General features: G+C 52.5%; 21 protein-coding genes. 8 read left to right on the forward strand and 13 right to left on the reverse strand.

Annotation, left to right across the window (positions count from 1 at the left end; all coding sequences use genetic code 11):
• Window positions 1-39: 39 nt before the first annotated feature.
• On the forward strand, window positions 40-945 hold the full coding sequence (locus tag Q320_RS0107750) for a LysR family transcriptional regulator (RefSeq protein WP_027468522.1): 906 nt from the start codon (window positions 40-42) through the stop codon (window positions 943-945).
• Window positions 946-1,008: 63 nt separating this feature from the next.
• On the forward strand, window positions 1,009-1,467 hold the full coding sequence (locus Q320_RS0107755; protein ID WP_027468523.1) for a DUF4234 domain-containing protein: 459 nt from the start codon (window positions 1,009-1,011) through the stop codon (window positions 1,465-1,467).
• A 45-nt stretch (window positions 1,468-1,512) separates the two neighbouring features.
• On the opposite strand, the gene cls is transcribed toward Q320_RS0107755, so the two are convergent.
• On the reverse strand, window positions 1,513-2,937 hold the full coding sequence (gene cls / locus Q320_RS0107760; protein ID WP_027468524.1) for a cardiolipin synthase: 1,425 nt from the start codon (window positions 2,935-2,937) through the stop codon (window positions 1,513-1,515).
• Between the two features lie 255 nt (window positions 2,938-3,192).
• Here cls and mgtE point away from each other — a divergent pair, with 255 nt between their 5' ends.
• From mgtE to Q320_RS0107785, 5 genes are all read left to right on the forward strand, one after another.
• Window positions 3,193-4,629 carry a magnesium transporter gene (mgtE, locus tag Q320_RS0107765; RefSeq protein ID WP_027468525.1) on the forward strand — a complete coding sequence of 479 codons (1,437 nt, stop codon included), beginning with the start codon at window positions 3,193-3,195 and terminating at the stop codon, window positions 4,627-4,629.
• Window positions 4,630-4,884: 255 nt separating this feature from the next.
• Window positions 4,885-5,694 (forward strand): peptide chain release factor N(5)-glutamine methyltransferase, encoded by an 810-nt coding sequence (gene prmC / locus Q320_RS0107770; protein ID WP_027468526.1) that lies wholly within the window; start codon window positions 4,885-4,887, stop codon window positions 5,692-5,694.
• 96 nt (window positions 5,695-5,790) lie between these two features.
• Window positions 5,791-6,312, forward strand: coding sequence for a superoxide dismutase family protein (locus Q320_RS0107775; RefSeq protein WP_027468527.1), 522 nt, complete (start codon window positions 5,791-5,793; stop codon window positions 6,310-6,312).
• A gap of 81 nt (window positions 6,313-6,393) precedes the next feature.
• Window positions 6,394-6,711: a Grx4 family monothiol glutaredoxin gene (gene grxD / locus Q320_RS0107780; protein WP_027468528.1), complete on the forward strand. Its 318-nt coding sequence runs from the start codon at window positions 6,394-6,396 to the stop codon at window positions 6,709-6,711.
• A 299-nt stretch (window positions 6,712-7,010) separates the two neighbouring features.
• Complete coding sequence (locus Q320_RS0107785; RefSeq protein WP_027468529.1) at window positions 7,011-7,685, forward strand: alpha/beta hydrolase; 675 nt, start codon at window positions 7,011-7,013, stop codon at window positions 7,683-7,685.
• Window positions 7,686-7,721: 36 nt separating this feature from the next.
• Here Q320_RS0107785 and Q320_RS0107790 read toward each other — a convergent pair whose 3' ends face one another.
• From Q320_RS0107790 to Q320_RS0107850, 12 genes are all read right to left on the reverse strand, one after another.
• Window positions 7,722-8,051 carry a hypothetical protein gene (locus Q320_RS0107790; protein WP_027468530.1) on the reverse strand — a complete coding sequence of 110 codons (330 nt, stop codon included), beginning with the start codon at window positions 8,049-8,051 and terminating at the stop codon, window positions 7,722-7,724.
• A gap of 39 nt (window positions 8,052-8,090) precedes the next feature.
• Entirely contained in the window at window positions 8,091-8,876 is a 786-nt protein-coding gene (locus tag Q320_RS0107795; protein ID WP_027468531.1) for an alpha/beta hydrolase family protein, read from the reverse strand.
• The gene (gene hemL / locus Q320_RS0107800; RefSeq protein ID WP_027468532.1) at window positions 8,870-10,144 is read right to left on the reverse strand and encodes a glutamate-1-semialdehyde 2,1-aminomutase; all 1,275 of its coding nucleotides are present in this window, start codon (window positions 10,142-10,144) and stop codon (window positions 8,870-8,872) included. The genes Q320_RS0107795 and hemL overlap by 7 nt, the downstream gene beginning before the upstream one ends.
• Before the next feature lie 481 nt (window positions 10,145-10,625).
• Window positions 10,626-11,018, reverse strand: a complete 393-nt coding sequence (locus tag Q320_RS0107810) for a nuclear transport factor 2 family protein (RefSeq protein ID WP_027468534.1) — start codon at window positions 11,016-11,018, stop codon at window positions 10,626-10,628.
• 37 nt (window positions 11,019-11,055) lie between these two features.
• Window positions 11,056-11,847, reverse strand: coding sequence for an inositol monophosphatase family protein (locus tag Q320_RS0107815; protein ID WP_027468535.1), 792 nt, complete (start codon window positions 11,845-11,847; stop codon window positions 11,056-11,058).
• 247 nt (window positions 11,848-12,094) lie between these two features.
• Complete coding sequence (locus Q320_RS19035; RefSeq protein WP_035853124.1) at window positions 12,095-12,655, reverse strand: hypothetical protein; 561 nt, start codon at window positions 12,653-12,655, stop codon at window positions 12,095-12,097.
• Between the two features lie 95 nt (window positions 12,656-12,750).
• Window positions 12,751-13,293, reverse strand: coding sequence for a GNAT family N-acetyltransferase (locus tag Q320_RS0107825; protein ID WP_027468536.1), 543 nt, complete (start codon window positions 13,291-13,293; stop codon window positions 12,751-12,753).
• 152 nt (window positions 13,294-13,445) lie between these two features.
• Window positions 13,446-13,910, reverse strand: coding sequence for a CYTH domain-containing protein (locus tag Q320_RS0107830; RefSeq protein WP_027468537.1), 465 nt, complete (start codon window positions 13,908-13,910; stop codon window positions 13,446-13,448).
• The gene (locus Q320_RS0107835; RefSeq protein WP_027468538.1) at window positions 13,910-14,341 is read right to left on the reverse strand and encodes a DVU_2496 family lipoprotein; all 432 of its coding nucleotides are present in this window, start codon (window positions 14,339-14,341) and stop codon (window positions 13,910-13,912) included. The genes Q320_RS0107830 and Q320_RS0107835 overlap by 1 nt, the downstream gene beginning before the upstream one ends.
• Before the next feature lie 11 nt (window positions 14,342-14,352).
• Window positions 14,353-14,775, reverse strand: a complete 423-nt coding sequence (locus Q320_RS0107840) for a CopD family protein (protein WP_027468539.1) — start codon at window positions 14,773-14,775, stop codon at window positions 14,353-14,355.
• 115 nt (window positions 14,776-14,890) lie between these two features.
• On the reverse strand, window positions 14,891-15,766 hold the full coding sequence (locus tag Q320_RS19040; RefSeq protein WP_156939024.1) for a M48 family metallopeptidase: 876 nt from the start codon (window positions 15,764-15,766) through the stop codon (window positions 14,891-14,893).
• A gap of 96 nt (window positions 15,767-15,862) precedes the next feature.
• Window positions 15,863-16,027: a rubredoxin gene (locus Q320_RS0107850; RefSeq protein WP_027468540.1), complete on the reverse strand. Its 165-nt coding sequence runs from the start codon at window positions 16,025-16,027 to the stop codon at window positions 15,863-15,865.
• 59 nt (window positions 16,028-16,086) lie between these two features.
• Between Q320_RS0107850 and thiD the strand changes: the two genes are divergently transcribed.
• On the forward strand, window positions 16,087-16,968 hold the full coding sequence (gene thiD, locus Q320_RS19045) for a bifunctional hydroxymethylpyrimidine kinase/phosphomethylpyrimidine kinase (RefSeq protein WP_051534580.1): 882 nt from the start codon (window positions 16,087-16,089) through the stop codon (window positions 16,966-16,968).
• The last annotated feature ends 98 nt before the right edge of the window (window positions 16,969-17,066 follow it).

Genomic DNA, 17,066 nt, shown 5'->3' on the forward strand with positions numbered 1-17,066 from the left:
ATGGAATTCTTAACAATTGCCCACTAGCGAGTTACGTCTATGTCTACCCTAGATCAGATTGATTTGAATGCGCTGCGCATTTTTAATGCTGTGGTTGAAGCGAAAAGCTTTACTGCGGCGGCCGAGCGTTTGGGCGTCGCCAAGGCCAAAGTGAGTTTGCAAATTAGTCGGCTAGAACAGCAGCTAGGCACCGCGCTATTTACGCGCACGACGCGGCAAGTCAACTTGACCGATGCTGGGCGCACGCTGCATCAGCATTGCCAGCCGCTGCTGATGGGCTTGCACGAAGCGTTAACGCAGCTCGGTAGTGAGCAGGGCGAATTAACGGGGCTGCTGCGAATTTCGGCTAGCGTGGCGCATGCCAGCCTATCGGTTGCGCCCGCGCTGGCACAATTTGCGGCGCGGCATCCGCAGCTACGCATTGATTTGCGCACGGGTGATCGCGTCACCGATCAAGTAGCCGATGGCATTGATTTATCGTTTAGGGTGGGTTGGCTCAAAGATTCATCGCAGCGCGCGATTCAATTGGGCGAATTTGCGCAATATATCGTCGCTGCGCCTAGCTATTTGCAGCAGCACGGCGCGCCACAGCAACCGGCCGATTTAAGCGAACATGCGTGGGTTGCGCTGTCGCTGTTGCCCACGCCGTTAACGTGGAAACTGCGCGATGCCGCTGGGAATACACAAACGGTGCAAATGAAATCACGGCTGCAAGTTGATTCGCCGAATGCCTTGCTGGCTCTACTGGAATTCGGCGCGGGGCTGTCGGTGATGGATGAAATGAGTTCACAAGCGGCGCTGAGCAGCGGTCAATTAGTGCGGGTGCTCGCGGACTGGTCTTTGCCTAACGGCGGCATTTACGCGGTTTTCCCGCCAGGGCGACACGTGCCCGCCAAAGTGCGCGCTTTTGTAGATTTTTATCGCGAGTTTATCCGCTTGTCCTAAGCGCTATTTACGCGCAAGCTGCTGCGCTATCGCACCCACCGCTCACTTGATGAAGGAAATATTGTGGATCGCAAAGAAATCATCGCACTTATGAAAAGCCAAAGCACTTGGCGTTTGTATTTGCTGAGTCTGTTTAGCTTTGGCATTTACACGGCAATTTATATCCAACAGCAAAGCCAAAAGCTAGTGCAGATTCCAAATGCCCAGCCCATTTCAAGCAATTTTGTGAGTAGTTTGATCGCTGCGTATGGGCTGAGTGCGGTGCTGACGGTCGGCTCGTTTTTTGTACCTCCTGAGCATGCCTTGAGCTTTGCGAGTACTGCATTTGCACTCATTAGTGGTGTGATGGCCTTGCTGTGGGCGTTTCAAATGCGCAGCCGCTTGAATCAACTCTTGGCGCTCACACCAGAACATGCCGATTGGCTTCACGGTAGCTGGACGTTTTTGTTCACTGCGTTTTACATTAATTACAAAATTAATCAGCTGTATGCTGGGCAAGAAGATTTAGGTACTGCAAGTTAATGCATCATTAGCCAAAGCGTATTCAAGCCACTTTGGCCGTGTGAATTACAACAGCGGCCCCAGCATCGCAATCGTGTTATTCCACAAACGGCGACGGATAGTCCATTGCGCGACCATATCGACGGTGACGAGTTCGCTTTGCGTTAGATATTCACTTTGCCGTTGGCGCATTTCCGCGGTTAAGGCCGCATCAAAAAACAGAATATTGTTTTCAAAATTCAGCTCAAAACTGCGCCTATCCAGATTCGCTGAGCCGATCAACGTCATTTCGCCATCCAGCGTCAGCGATTTGGTGTGCAGCACGCCGCCGACAAATTCATAAATCTGCACGCCCGCTGCGAGTAATTCCTCGTAATAACTATGGCTCGCGGCCTCAACAATCCATGAATCATTGCGCTGCGGAAAAATCACCGTCGTACTCACACCACGTCGCGCCGTGGCGCACAGCGCCGCTTGCATTGCCTCGTCGGGGACAAAATACGGTGTCGTAATCACCAATTCGCGCCGCGCGGCGTACATCAGCGTCGTGAACATTTCAGGCATCGCCGTGTACGGCTGCGTCGGCCCAGTGCCTATCACTTGCGCGACAACACCTTGGCCGATATGCGTATTAGCGATTGGTTGCAAATATTCGGTCAAATCGTCGCCGGTTTGCGCCATCCAATCGCTTTTAAATAAAAAGTGATTTTGCTGCGCAATCGGCCCGGTAAAGCGCATCACCGCATCGACCCACGGCGCAAACTTGGCTTTGACCAAAAACTCCGCATCGGCGCAATTCTGGCTACCGCAGTAGGTAATATGCCGGTCGATGACGACGATTTTGCGGTGATTGCGTAAATCAATTCGGCCACTAAACGGGCGCAGCAGCGGATTACCAATCGGCAGCGCGACGGCCACTTGCACGCCAGCGTCTTGCATCGCTTTCCAATGTTTAGACGCAATCATCGAACGCGAACCCAAACCATCTGCCATTGCACGGCAGGCCACACCGCGCGCGGCAGCGCGTTTCAGTGCTTCAACAATTTGCAGCCCGCTGTGATCAGTCAGCCAAATATAAAAGATCAGATGAATATGCTCGGTCGCCGCATCCATATCCGCGACCATCGCGGCAATCATGCCGTCCGCTGGCAGCAATTGCCCCGTATTGCCCGCAACGGGCGGAAAGCCATTCACTGACTGGCCAAACTGAAACAGCTGACTAAAACGCTCGGGAATTTGCTGCGGCCACGGCGTGGTTTCAGACGATTGCAGGGCTGACTTAGCTTGATTCAAGCGCGCAACACGGCGGCGACCAATGCTGGTTTCGCCTAATAAAATATACGCCAGCACACCGACAATCGGCAGCAGCGCAATGACGACAATCCACGCGACGCGCGACGCTGGTTCACGCTGCGGCCGCAAAATAGCCCGCCCAATAAATAGCAGTTGAATCAACACAAACGCAATTGGCAGCAAAGAATACAGCGACATAAAACCTCTTCCACGGTAATGAACGGCACGCCGAGAATACCACGAGCAAATGACGCTGCGAGCGGCGTCCCTCACTGCGAGTGCCAGCCATTATGTACGGCCTATTTGCGCGATGCAGCATCCAAGACGCAATTGAGCGCGCGGCACAATTCGCAGCGTCATAAGCCCGTGCTAAACTGCCGCCGCACCGCATTATTTCAACCAGTGCTATGGCGCGCGTTTCGCGTGCAGATAGTCGCCTGCAGGGCCAAAACCATGACCGTGATGAATCGCAAACCGCAAGAAAGCTTGCAAGACAGCCTGCAACAAGTCACGCGCTTGCTGGAGCGGCACAAGCTGGTTGAAGGCATGGTGCACAAGCAAGAAGGCCCGAAACACGATCTGGTCGAACAACTCGTTCATCGGCAAAACCTCGCTGAGCTAGAAAACAAGCTCGCCAATCTACATCCGGCCGACATTGCCTATATTTTGGAAGCGCTGCCGCCAGTTGATCGTTTAACCGTATGGGGTTTGGTCGACGCCGATGACGACGGCGAGATTCTGCTTGAAGTGTCGGACGCGGTACGTGAATCCTTGCTGGCCGATATGGCGCCGCATGAAATGGTCGCCGCCGCAGGGCAACTCGATACCGATGAGCTGGCCGATTTGGTGCCCGATTTACCGTCGGATGTGCAAAGCGCCGTGCTCGGCACGCTGGATGCGGAAGATCGCGCCGAAGTGCAATCGGCGATGTCGTATACCGACGATCAAGTCGGTGCGCTGATGGATTTTGAGATGGTGACCATCCGCGCCGACGTCAAGCTTGAAGTCGTACTGCGCTATTTGCGCCGCTTTGACGAGTTGCCGACGCATACGGATAAATTGTTTGTCGTTGACGACAATGACATCCTAAAAGGGGTATTGCCGCTTAACGTGTTACTGATAAGCGATCCAGAGCAATACGTCGAAGCCGTCATGGCCGATGATGTGGTGGTGTTTCAGCCGTTTGATGACGCGGGCGACGCCGCGCAAGCATTTGAGCGTTACGACTTAGTTTCTGCGCCTGTCGTCGACTCCAATCACAAAGTCATTGGCCGCATTACCGTCGATCAAATGGTCGACGTGATTCGTGAAGAATCCGACGCTGAAGTACTATCTTTGGCTGGTTTGAAAGACGAAGACCTGTTTTCCAGCGTCGGGAAAGCGGTCAAAAACCGCTGGCCGTGGTTGGCGCTGAATATCTGCACCGCGTTTATCGCCAGCCGCGTGATTGGCGCGTTTGAAGACACGATTGCGCACTTGGTCGCACTGGCCGCATTGATGCCGATTGTGTCAGGCATCGGCGGCAATACCGGCACCCAAACCACGACCTTGATTATTCGCGGTTTAGCGCTCGGGCAAATTCAACCCTCACACACACGGATGCTACTGCTTAAAGAACTGGGCATTGCGCTGATTAATGGCCTGATGTGGGGCGCGGTGCTGGGGCTGATGGCGTGGGCGCTGTATGGAAAATGGGATTTGGGGCTGGTGATGATGGGTGCGATGATGCTCAATATGATCGTCGCGGCGCTGGTGGGCCTGTTCGTGCCGCTCACCATGCAAAAATTCGGCCGCGACCCCGCGTACGGCTCATCGGTGATGATTACCGCGCTAACCGATAGCTTGGGATTCTTTATTTTTCTGGGCTTGGCGACGATTTTCTTGATGTAAATTGAGGGTTAATGCTGTGCCACGCTGGTTGGTCTGGGGCTTAAAAATCCCGTCTAAGCACACCGAGTGAAGGAGAGAGACGAACAGTTTTATCGTTTGGCTCACGACTGATCGAGGGCATCGGGGACCGATGTGCGCCCGGGTCGCCTTTCTTTGCTTACTTTCTTTGGCGAAGCAAAGAAAGTAAGTCCCCGCCGCGGATTGCGGCTCTAAAAAACCGTGCCGCAGGCACTTAAAAAAACTATTAACTAAAATATGCCCACTTATCGTGAACTGATCCAAACCAGCAGCCTTGAGCGTTTTGATGCTCAGGTTTTGCTGCTGCACATCGTGCAAAAAAACCGTGCTTGGCTGATTACGCATGACACTGATCTGGCCAGCGACGAACACAGCGCCGCGTTTGCAGCGCTGGCGGCGCGGCGGCGGATTGGCGAGCCGGTGGCGTATATCCTCGGCAGCCGTGAATTTTATGGCCGCGAGTTTGTGGTGACGCCTGCGGTGCTAATACCGCGCCCTGATACCGAATTGCTAGTCGAGCTGGCTATCGCACGTGCGCCACAAGCTGGCCGCGTGATCGACTTGGGTACCGGTTCGGGCTGTATTCCGATTACGCTGAAACTCGAACGCCCTGATTTAAATGTCGCTGCGCTGGATATTTCGACCGACGCTTTGGCAGTCGCAACGCAAAATGCCGCCGCGCTGAACGCTGACGTGCGCTTTTTACCATCCGATTGGCTGGCCGCAGTGGCGGGTGAACAGTTTGAATTGATCGTCAGCAATCCACCGTATATCGAAGCGAACGACGCGCATCTAACGCAGGGCGACTTGCGCTTTGAGCCGAGCGGCGCGTTGACCGACGGCAGCGATGGCTTGCAGCATTTAGCCACCATCATCACCCAAGCCAAGCAGCATCTCGTTTCTGGCGCTTGGCTATTGCTCGAGCACGGCTGGGATCAAGGCGCAGCCTGCCGCGAATTGCTGCAACAAGCGGGTTATGCGGAAGCGCAAACATGGCGCGATCTGGGCGATAACGACCGCGTGAGCGGCGGGCAGTGGCGCAGCTAAAATTGAACAACCGCTAGTCATGGATTATGGCATTGTCACTTGTGCTTGAAACTGGCCGAAGTATGGTTAGGGTTTCAATAGGCAAGGAGCACCATCATGTGGCAAGCCCATTTAACATTGATATGCAGTGTCGGTTTAGTCGCTTGTGCAGGGCCGAAAAACATGCCGCCGCAGGCAAAAGCCGAGTTGCAATCGGCTGCGGGGCAAAAAATCAACGGCGAGCTGCTGTTTTATCAACAAGACAGCGGGCCGGTCTTACTTAGGATCAAAGTGGCAGGCCTAAAGCCCAATAGTGAACACGGCTTTCATATCCACATGACGGGCGATTGCAGCAAAGCCGATTTTAGCAGCGCGGGTGGGCATTTTAATCCACAACAACACGCGCACGGCGCGCAAGCAGCTGAACATCATGCGGGCGACATCCCCAATCTCAACGCAAACGCCGATGGCTTGGCCGAAACACAATTCACACTCGCGCAACTCAGCCTGCTGCCCGGCACAAACAATATCATCGGTAAAGCGGTGATTATTCATGCCAACCCTGATGATTACCACAGCCAACCGGCGGGCAACGCTGGCGCCCGAATCGCTTGCGCCGTGATTCAAGCCACGCCGTAGCGCCACCCCAACGGGCTTGCCGCGTTTGGAGCATCGGCTTACAATACCCGACTAAATCTATCAACCTTTGTGAGCATCATCATGAGCATTCAAGACACAATTCGCCAGCAAGTGACCGAAAATCCAGTGGTTTTATACATGAAAGGCACGCCGTCTTTCCCACAATGCGGCTTTTCTTCGGGCGCAGTGCAAATGCTGAAAAACTGTGGCGTGAATTTTGCTGCGGTGAATGTATTGGCCGACCAAGACATCCGCCAAGGCATCAAAGAATACGCCAACTGGCCAACGATTCCACAGCTCTACATCAAGGGCGAATTTGTTGGCGGTTCGGACATTATGAAAGAGCTATTCGCCAGCGGCGAATTGCAAACGATGTTGGCTGAATTTAAAGCTGAGTAATTCAGCAAGCCAGCGATGCCTTCCAATTGGAAGGCATTTTTTTTGTCATTTTATTAAATGCGAATGTGTAGGATGGGTGGAGCGAAGCGATACCCATTGATATAACGTTGATGGGTATCGCCCAAATACGGCTCAACCCACCTTACACGCAAATACCCTCAAAAAAAATATCGATGTATATGCATGTAGAGCATATATAAAAATCCCTACATCAATATACCCATCAACCCCACATTAGTAATCCTGAGCAACACCATTTTTTGATAGCATGCAGGGATCAATTTCCCTGAGACTTTAAAATGACTTCTGCTCTACTCCCTTGCGTCACCATTGAAACCGCTCCGAATCCAACTGCAACCGTCATTTGGCTGCATGGCTTGGGCGCAGATGGCAATGATTTTGCAGGCATCGTGCCTGAGCTGGGTTTGCCGGCCGATTTGGCCGTGCGCTTTATTTTTCCGCATGCGCCGACCATGCCGATTACTTGCAATAACGGCTATGTGATGCGCGCTTGGTATGACATCGTGCATTTCGACCAAATCAGCCGCCAAGCCGATATCGCTGGCGTGCAGCAATCAGTGCAATCCATTCGCGATTTGATTGCTGCTGAGAATGCCAAAGGCATACCTAGCCACCGTATCGTGCTAGCGGGCTTTTCCCAAGGCGGTGCGATTGCCTATACCGCTGGTTTAACTCATCCAGAAGCGCTGGCTGGGATTGTCGCTTTATCGACTTACCTGCCTGCTGAATCGCTGCTCACAGCTGACACCATCGCCGCCAATCAAACCACGCCGGTACTGGCTGCACATGGTAGCCAAGATCCTGTCGTCGGCGTTGTGCTCGGTGAAAAAGCCAAAGATTTCGTCGCGAATTTAGGCGTGAAGGTCGATTGGCATACTTATCCAATGCAACATTCGGTGTGCTTGCCCGAGATTCAATTGATTGGGAAATTTATCACCGCCAACTTACGCTAAATGCAGCAATTAGCCGTTAATATCAGACATTAACGGCTAATTAACCAGTTCCAGTGCATCCCTCAAAGCAGACTGTGGCTTGCTGTCAATCTGGCTTACTTTCACATTGCAGCGAAAATGATGCGCGCTGGCCACCAGCACCGAATCCATCACCTTAATCTGCATTGGAAAATATTCATTCTTCTTATGCGAAACATCGTGCAGCTCTAGAAACAAGCGCAATTCAAGGCCGGCTTTGAGTGAATTGAGTGAGATCAGCTCAAGCTGTGTTTCAGACGCCTGCGATACTTTCACCAGCAAAGGTTCTGTGCCCTCTAGCAGAACCGCAGCCCGCCAGCTCACTCGTTTAAGCTTGTTTTCACTCATTTTTCACGTCCAATAAAAATCAATCAAAACCCACGGCTTTTAGGGACGACTCAATACAAAATCAGCGATACGCTCGCCCAATTGCAGGCGATACTCGCGCCGCGCAAAGGTGTGATCGGCGTCCGGCCACGCTTCAAACGTCGCTTGCGGCAAGCAAGCGGCGACTTGTTCGCCGATTTCTACCGGAACGGCTTGATCGAGCTGACCATGCACGACCAGCGTCGGAATATTCAACGTCGCCAAGCCCGAAAACGGTGCGAGTTGAGCGAGCTCTTGCCGGAATGTTTGGTTAATTTCTAAAGCCAAAAAATCCACACAATCAGTACGATCAGTGTGGTGCGCGGCAGAATTAGCGCTCGCCACCGACTCAACCAATTGCGCTAAATTAGCCGCTGGTGCGAGCAAAGTCATCGAGCGCATCGCTGCACTATCGACCAAGGCGGTTTGCAACGCGACCAAGCCGCCCATGCTAAAGCCGAGCACATGCCGCGCGTATTGTGGGTAATTTGCAGCCAGATGCGCTAATAAATGCTGAGTTTGTGCCACTTGGCTGGCCACAGAAATGTTGGCAAATTCGCCATCACTTTCGCCGCACCCCAAGAAATCAAAGCGAAACACCGCAATCCCCCGCGCTGCCAGCACGCGTGCCAGCGTTACGAAAAAATACGTGTATTCGATCCGATTGCCAGTAAAACCATGCAGCATCAACACAGCATGCTCGGCAGCAGCAGGCAAATGCGCGCTGCCGATGAGCTGCTGGCCGCCAAAATCCAGCGCCAGCGGTGTGATTGGCGTCGCTACTGACGCAGAATGTCCGCTTAGCATTGCGCTAACGCGATTTTAGCCGCCGCCAAAGTCGCCGCAATATCAGCGTCGGTATGCGCAGCCGACACAAAGCCCGCTTCAAATGCCGATGGCGCGAGATAAATGCCTTGTTCCAGCATCGCGTGGAAAAACGCGTTGAAACGGGTGCGATCAGATTGCATTACATCGGCGAATGACGTTGGCACAACTTCGGCGAAATACACGCCAAACATACCGCCAACAGACTGTGCACAAAGTCCGTGATCTGCGCCGATTTCATTTAATCCAGAGACGAATTTCGCCGTTTGTGCGGCTAAATTCTCAAAGAAGTTAGGTTTACTAATTTCGGCTAACGTCGCCAAACCCGCAGCAACGGCAACTGGATTTCCCGATAAAGTACCCGCTTGATAAACAGGGCCCAGCGGCGCTAAAAACGCCATAATATCGGCGCGGCCACCAAATGCCGCCAGCGGCATGCCGCCACCAACGACTTTGCCCAAGCAAGTCAGATCAGGGGTAATGCCGTGCAGGCCTTGCGTGCAGTGCAATCCAACGCGAAACCCCGTCATTACTTCATCGTAAATCAGCACCGCGCCGTGTTGCGTGGTGAGATTACGCATCGCGGCAACAAACTGCTCACTTGGCTGCACCATATTCATATTGCCAGCAATCGGTTCGACGATGATCGCTGCAATTTCGCCGCCGTTCGCTGCAAATAAGCTTTCCAACGCAGCCACATCGTTGTACGGCAACACAATCGTATCGGCCGCCACCGCAGCCGGAACACCAGCGGAAGAGGGATTACCAAAGGTCAGCAGGCCAGAACCTGCTTTCACCAGCAAACTATCGGCGTGGCCGTGGTAGCAGCCTTCGAATTTGACCAATTTATCGCGGCCAGTAAAGCCGCGCGCGAGGCGAATCGCGCTCATTGTCGCTTCGGTACCGCTGGAAACGAGGCGAACTTGCTCCAGTGACGGCAGCATTTGGCACAGCAAATCAGCCAGCTCAACTTCGCCCTCAGTCGGCGCGCCAAAGCTCATGCCGTTTTTGGCGGTATTCACCACCGCGTCGATGACCGCTGGGTGTGCGTGGCCAAGAATCAACGGGCCCCAAGAACCGACATAATCGATATATTGCTTATCGTCCGCATCCCAAACAAAAGCGCCCGCGCCTTTTTTAAAAAAGCGCGGCGTACCGCCCACCGAGCCAAAAGCTCGTACTGGCGAATTCACGCCACCAGGGATGTGTTTTTTGGCAGATTCAAAAAGTTGTTCGTTACGGCTGGTCATAGTGATTACCTTTGTTTAATGGGTATATGGATGGAGGCATTTTTGATTAATGGCTGCATTCGTATACCTACTTAATATTTGAAATTTAATTTTGATGAAAAGTGCAGCGTTTAACTTAAAACATCAACATTCTAATCGCCATGGTCGCGCTCATGCCGCGCGGCACTTACTTTCTTTGCTTCGCCAAAGAAAGTAAGCAAAGAAAGGCGACCCTAGTATCTGCGTCCGGCTGCGCCGGATCCCCTCGCTGCGGACAATCGGGTCGGTTGCGCTCAAAACTCGTTCGGCCTCAAATACAAAAGCATCGGCCTCGCTCAAACATTGATCGCAAAAACCCCGCCCCGCTTGTTCCTCGCTCGGCGCGATACAAGGGATCTCGCGCAGATCAACGAGGTTTGTTTTTAAGTCGATGTATTGCCAGCTAAGCATTGTAAATAAAAGGCTATGATCAAATACATCAATTCCGATGTGTGGATCAGCCTTAAGCGTAAGTCTGTTCTACTTGGACAAAAGGCGCTGTCGGGGTGCCTTGGTGGAAAATCATGCTCCATTTTTCTAACTCGAAACGCCATAGCGAGCTACGTAATGAATGGCGCACTAAAGTGCCATCTGCGGCGAAATGCGCGGCTTTATAAATCAACAGGGCGACCTGATCACTGATCATTTTCAACTCATAATCTTGTGACCAAACCTTGGCTGGGTTTTCTGATTGCAAGGCTTGAATAATCGCCGCGCGATCGTAGCTATTACCCGATCCGCCGATTTCAAAAAAATCCGCATGCAGTAACTCTGCTAATTGTGCTGCATTTTTACGCACATCGGCTTGATGCAATACTTGCTCATACGCAATGAGCTGCTTTAAAAGATCATTCACCAAAAACTCCCAATAATCCGCCACGATTAAACACAAACTAGACCTGCCGCATCAGCTCAGCCACCGCGCCATGCAACATCGGTGCACCAGCGAGGACGGAATAAATTTGCTCGGGGGCGCTGGCGGATAGATCGAGTTTGAGCGGCGCGCCGTTGCTGGCGGTGTAAATGCCGCCCGCTTCTTGAATCAGCAACATTGGTGCGGCGATGTCCCAGAGGCGGGTGCTTTGATTGAGCATGCCGCCCAAGCGCCCGTCGGCGGTGTAGGCGGCATCGATCAGGCTATTGGTGGCGCGCACATTGCGTACGCGTTGTAGTAATTGCGTTAGTAGCCGTATATCGCGCTCCGCCGCTGCCACACTGGTCTGCGCATCCATACCATACGCCCATAGCACATTGTGCAGCTCAGCCTCTAGGCTGACATGGATGCGTTGCCCGTTGCGCTCGGCGCCACTGCCTTTTTCGGCCAGATACAGATCGCCATTCACCGGCGTATGCAGCACCGCCAAAATCGGCTCGGTGCCACGAAACAGCGCAATCAGCACGCCAAACCACGGAATCCCCGCCGCGTAATTGGATGTGCCATCCAGTGGATCGACAATCCACGTGTAATCCGATGGCCGCAAATCGCTGCCGAGTTCTTCCGAAATAATCGAGTGCCCCGGAAAGCGCTGGCGCAAACCGGCGACAATAATCTGCTCGGCACGCGTGTCGGCGGCGGTAACAATATTGCTAACATCGCCCTTCATCGTCACGGCCTGCGTTTGGCCAAAACGATCCAGCAAAGAATGCCCCGCCAATTGAGCAAGTTCGATCGCGATATTTAGCATGAAGTGGATTCCGGAGATAGATTACTTTGAAGTTGGTCGAGTTTAATTAAAACGTTGCTGTAGTCCGTTTTGATGAGTCAAAATGATTAGGTATTGCGAGCTAGCCATTTTAAATAAAGAGCTACAATCAAACACCTCAATGCCGTAGGGCGAGTTAGCCTTTAGGCGTAACCCGCCAATCAGACCAATATCGCAACGATAATCAACGCGGGTCTTGACCCGCCCTACACGCTACACAGCCCTCAAATTATGCCGTTAACAATGTTTCGGCTTTATCCCAAACTTGAATTTCCACATACAGCTCAAAATCCGTTTCCCAGTATTTTTCGTACGGCACGAGATGGTCGTTGTTGGGAATGCCGAAACGTTGCGCCATGGCTTCAAGCTCATCCAGCAGAAAAACTTGTTTGAAATAAGGTTTATCGGCTCGGCTCATCGTCATAAAACTATCGGGAAACGTCACCGACGTGGTTGCGGGGTTGAGCTTTGCCAGTGGAATGCTGATTTCTTGATGGCTCTCGTTTAAGCCTTTAAACCACGCGGACATCCCCAGCGTGAGATAAAGTGGGTGCTCAACTTGCGGCGCGCCACCCCGCGCAATAAACAGCTCGCGCAACGCTTGCTCGGTTTCTCGCCGACGTTGAATGTATTCGCGGCCAAAACGGCGGCGATAGGCAGGATCGTGTTGATGCCGATTTAACAGTTCAAGAAAAATCGGGTTATCACCGCCGCCTTCTAAACTCGATAAACTCTTAAACGGGCCGTTTTCGGGTAGGAAATAATGGGTCGCAAATTCAGGAATCGGCATTAGTTTCTCGCTATCAAAACACATCAAATTATGTCAGTGACTCAGCGTTACAAAGCAATCAGCGCGGATTGATAAAATTAAGCCGTCCTATTCGACTATCCTTGGCACCCTCGCCGCAAAAGCCCAAATTGCACAAAATCATGAAACTTGCCTCCCCAAAATCCCGCCTCGCGTAACTGTCCTTCATGCGTAAAACCGAGTTTGGGCATCAGTTTGAGCGAGGCGGTGTTATCAGGATGAATTTGTGCTTCGATGCGGTTGAGGTTCATTTCACTAAAGCCATACGGCAAAATCGCAGCGAGCGCTTCCAACATATAGCCCTGCCCCCACGCAGACTGTGCAAGTTCATAGCCGACCATCGCGCTGTGCCAAGCGTGGTTCCAACGGAATAGGCCGCAAGTGCCGATGAGCTGACCGTTTTGCTCGATGCCCCAGCGAATGCCCGATTGCGCTTCGCCACGCCAATCCGCAAAAGCGGTAATCAATGCTTGCGCTTGCGCGAGCTCTAACATGGGATCTGCGCCGAAATAACGCATCACATTTGCGTTGCCATGAATGGCAAAAATCGCCGCAGCATCGGCGGCGACGATTTCACGTAGGATTAAACGCTCAGTTCTTAAAACCGGAAAATCACTCATACAACCTCATTTCGTTCACATGGCGCTTGGCAACAGAAACCTTCGCGGCCGAGCCCGCTCCCACGCGGCGGCAGATGCTTCACGTTCGTACCTCAAGGGTATTTCCTGCGGAGCATGTTTTTTCGTGCTTTTCGTGGACCACTGTTTTTAAACTATTTCCACGCACTGAACGGCATCAATGACAGTGCGCTGTTGTAATAACGCGCGTCACCTGAGACCTCTAGCCCCAACCATGCGGGCTGTGGATAAGTCGCTTCTTCAGAAGCCAATTCCAGCTCGGCAACGATCAATCCGGCATTCGCACCGTGAAATTCGTCGATTTCAAAAGTGTGGCCATCGATGTCGACCAAATGGCGAGTTTTATCCAGCACATTCGGGCAAAGTTTAAGCATATCAAGCGCGTCGGCGACGGGGATTTCGTATTCGAATTCAGCGCGGCTGATGCCGGCATTTTTGCCTTTAATCGTCAAAAAAGCCGCTTCACCTTTGGTGCGAACGCGCACGGTGCGCTCGATATCGGTACACAGATAGCCTTGCGCAATACGCGTGCTGCGGCTGATTTGTTCGCGCCATGCGTCGTTGGCTATGAGGAATTTTCGCTCGATTTCGACTGCCATTATTCAACCGCCTTAGCGATGGTGGCGTCTTTGCTTAGGTGATGTGCACCGTCGTCGGCTTTATACACATTACTTGCCCAATCGGTTGCCAGCTCATACACACTCCAATCGGTGTATTTCTGCTCAACAATGGCTTTGCGTGCCTCCTCAACGGTGCAATACACCGCCATGCCACGGTAATAGCCCTGAGCATCTAATAAACCATCAGGAAACTCCGCTTGTACTTCCGCTGGCATCGCCGATTTTGCAATTCGACCGGGCGCTGGTTTAGCCTGCTCGCTCGCTTCAGGGCTTTTGAGGATGTCTTTAATTTGGTTCGGACCAATCGCATACACACCGCAACTTGCCGCAGCGCTGGCCGCAGTCGTTGACGACGATTCATCACAGGCGCTGAGTAGCGCAATCAACAACACAGGCAGCAAGGCTTTCATTTTCTGACCATTTAAAAGGGTTTCACAATCACCAATACGACAATGGCGAACAAGGCAAGTACAGGGACTTCATTAAAAACGCGATACCAAACATGGCTGCGGGTGTTTTGGCCGGCAGCAAAAGTCCGCACAATTTGCCGACACCACGCGTGATAGCCGATCAGCAGCGCAACCAGGCTGAGCTTAACATGCATCCAGCGCCAGCCTTCGCCCATGTAAAAGTCATAATAACTCCACAGCCAGGCGCCGAAAATCAGCGACAAGATGCCAATCGGCGTCATAAAACGGTACAGCTTATGCGCCATCAAATTAAGCCGCGCTCGCTCAGCAGGCTCGGTGGCCATCGCCAGATTGACGAAGATGCGTGGCAAATAAAACAGCCCAGCAAACCAGCTGATGACAAAAATTAGGTGTATGGATTTAATCCACAACATGGTCTTTCCTTTTTGCATTGAGCACCGCAATGATGCGGAAAGATCGATTGTAGGCACGCGGCGGCATTTTTAAACTGATGCTGAACAAGCCGCCGACCTTTTGCCGCAATTTTAATTACGATTTCGCTCGTTTCTTCGGTGCTGCGCTCGGCACTGGTTTTACTTTGGCCGCTTCATACAGCGGCATCACCACTGGCACTTTGGCTTGTAGCTCAGCAATTCGCGTGGTGCTCGATGGATGCGTCGACATAAATTCCGGCCCTTTGCCACCGCCCTGCGCGGCCATTTTCTGCCATAAGCTCACTGCGGCATTCGGGTTGTAGCCTGCACGTGCTGCCAGCTCTAGACCGATCACATCAGCTTCAGATTCATGTGTGCGGCTATTGGGCAAGGAATACGTTACATCGACCAAGGCATTGAGCCCGCCACCAGCTAAATCTTGATAGGCATCGTATTTGCCGCCGGTTGCAATTGAGAGCAATTGCATACCGCCTTGCATCGCAATCGCTTTACCGTATTCCGAGCTCATGCGCTCACGGCCATGTTCGCGCAGCGCGTGGGCGATTTCGTGGCCCATGATTTGCGCGATTTCATCATCGGTGAGTTTGAGCTGCTCGATGATGCCGGTATAAAACATAATCTTGCCGCCCGGCATGCAATAGGCATTGAGCTCTGGGCTTTTTTCGACATTCACTTCCCATTGCCATTTGGCCGCATCAGGGCGAAACACCGCGGTTTGCGGAATCAAGCGCGCCGAAATGGCGCGAACACGGCGTACGGTAGGGTCGTTATCTGGCAGCAATTTGCCTTTATTTGCCGCTTGTTTAACGGTATCAGCGTAGCTGGCAGCGGCCATCTGATCGACTTGTTCGCTCGAAAGCAACATGCTTTGCTTGCGATTAGCGCCAACTGCGCCACCGCTGGTGGTATTGACTTGCTGGCAGCCTGCTGCCAGCGTAGCCAGCAATAGGCTTAATAAGAGACGTTTCATAGCCATCCTTGGCGCGTGTTTTAAAAATGCTGCGTAGTTCATGCTTGCGATGTTTAAGCCCTACTCTTCGCTTTATTTAAAACGAGCAAAGTGCGATTAGATTTGCACCATCTCAAAATCATCTTTACGCGCGCCACAGTCTGGGCAGGTCCAGTTCATTGGTACGTCTTCCCATTTGGTTCCCGGCGCGATGCCGTCTTCAGGACGGCCTTCGGCTTCGTCGTAAATAAAAGCACAAATCAGGCACATATATTTTTTCATCGGGATAAGTCGCTCAGAGTGGTTTAGAATTCTAATTTTACACGAACCACTCTGCGCATATGAATCCAACTCCACCCACCGTGCTAGTTTTTGCAGCTAATGATCCTTCTGGTGGCGCGGGGTTAATGGCCGACGTGTTGACGCTGGCCTCATTGGGTTGCCACGCCCTGCCGATTGTCACCGCAATGACGGTGCAAGACAGCGCAGGCGTACAAGAATTTCATGCGATTGATTCAGAAATCGTCGACGAGCAAGCGCGGTTTATTTTAGAAGACATCAAAATCGATGCGATCAAAGTTGGCATGGTCGGCAGCGTTGAGAATCTGGCTGTTATTGCCGAAATCGCTTCGGACTATCCCGATATTCCGTTGATTTTAGAGCCGGTGTTTAGTATGGGGCGTGGCGAAGAACTTTCGAACGAAGAGCTGATTAGCGCCATGCGCGAGCTACTGCTACCGCATACCTTGATCGTGACGCCAAATAATACCGAGGCGCGTTTACTCGGCTCAGACGATCCCGATGAGCAGGAAGATATGCCACTCGATGCCGCCGCACAACGGATTTTGGAATGCGGCTGCGAATACGTATTGATTGCCGGCACACATGAAAAAACGCCGAAAGTCGTTAATACGCTGTACAGCCGCCTAGGCCGCGTGCGCACTGATCAGTGGGAACGCCTGCCAGGCAGTTACCACGGCGCTGGTGCGACGTTGGCGTCGGCGATTGCCGGTGCATTAGCCAATGGTGCGGATATTTCTGAGGCGGTGAAAGACGCGCAAGACTTCACGTGGCAAGCGCTGTCTGCCGCGTTCCGTCCGGGTATGGGGCAGTTCATTCCCGACCGTATGTTCTGGGCGCGTAGCTCTGAAGAAGAAATCGCCGCCGAAATTGCTGAAGCAGCGGCTAACGCCGAACTAGAACCACCTAAGTCGATTCAATAATTTTCTTCGTCATACCGGCGTAGGCCGGTATCCAGAGCAACGGTAAAATCACCATTGCAGCTAGATTCCGGCCTTCGTCGGAATGACGAATTGATAAG

Source organism: Deefgea rivuli DSM 18356 (assembly GCF_000620145.1).
Lineage (GTDB): Bacteria > Pseudomonadota > Gammaproteobacteria > Burkholderiales > Chitinibacteraceae > Deefgea > Deefgea rivuli.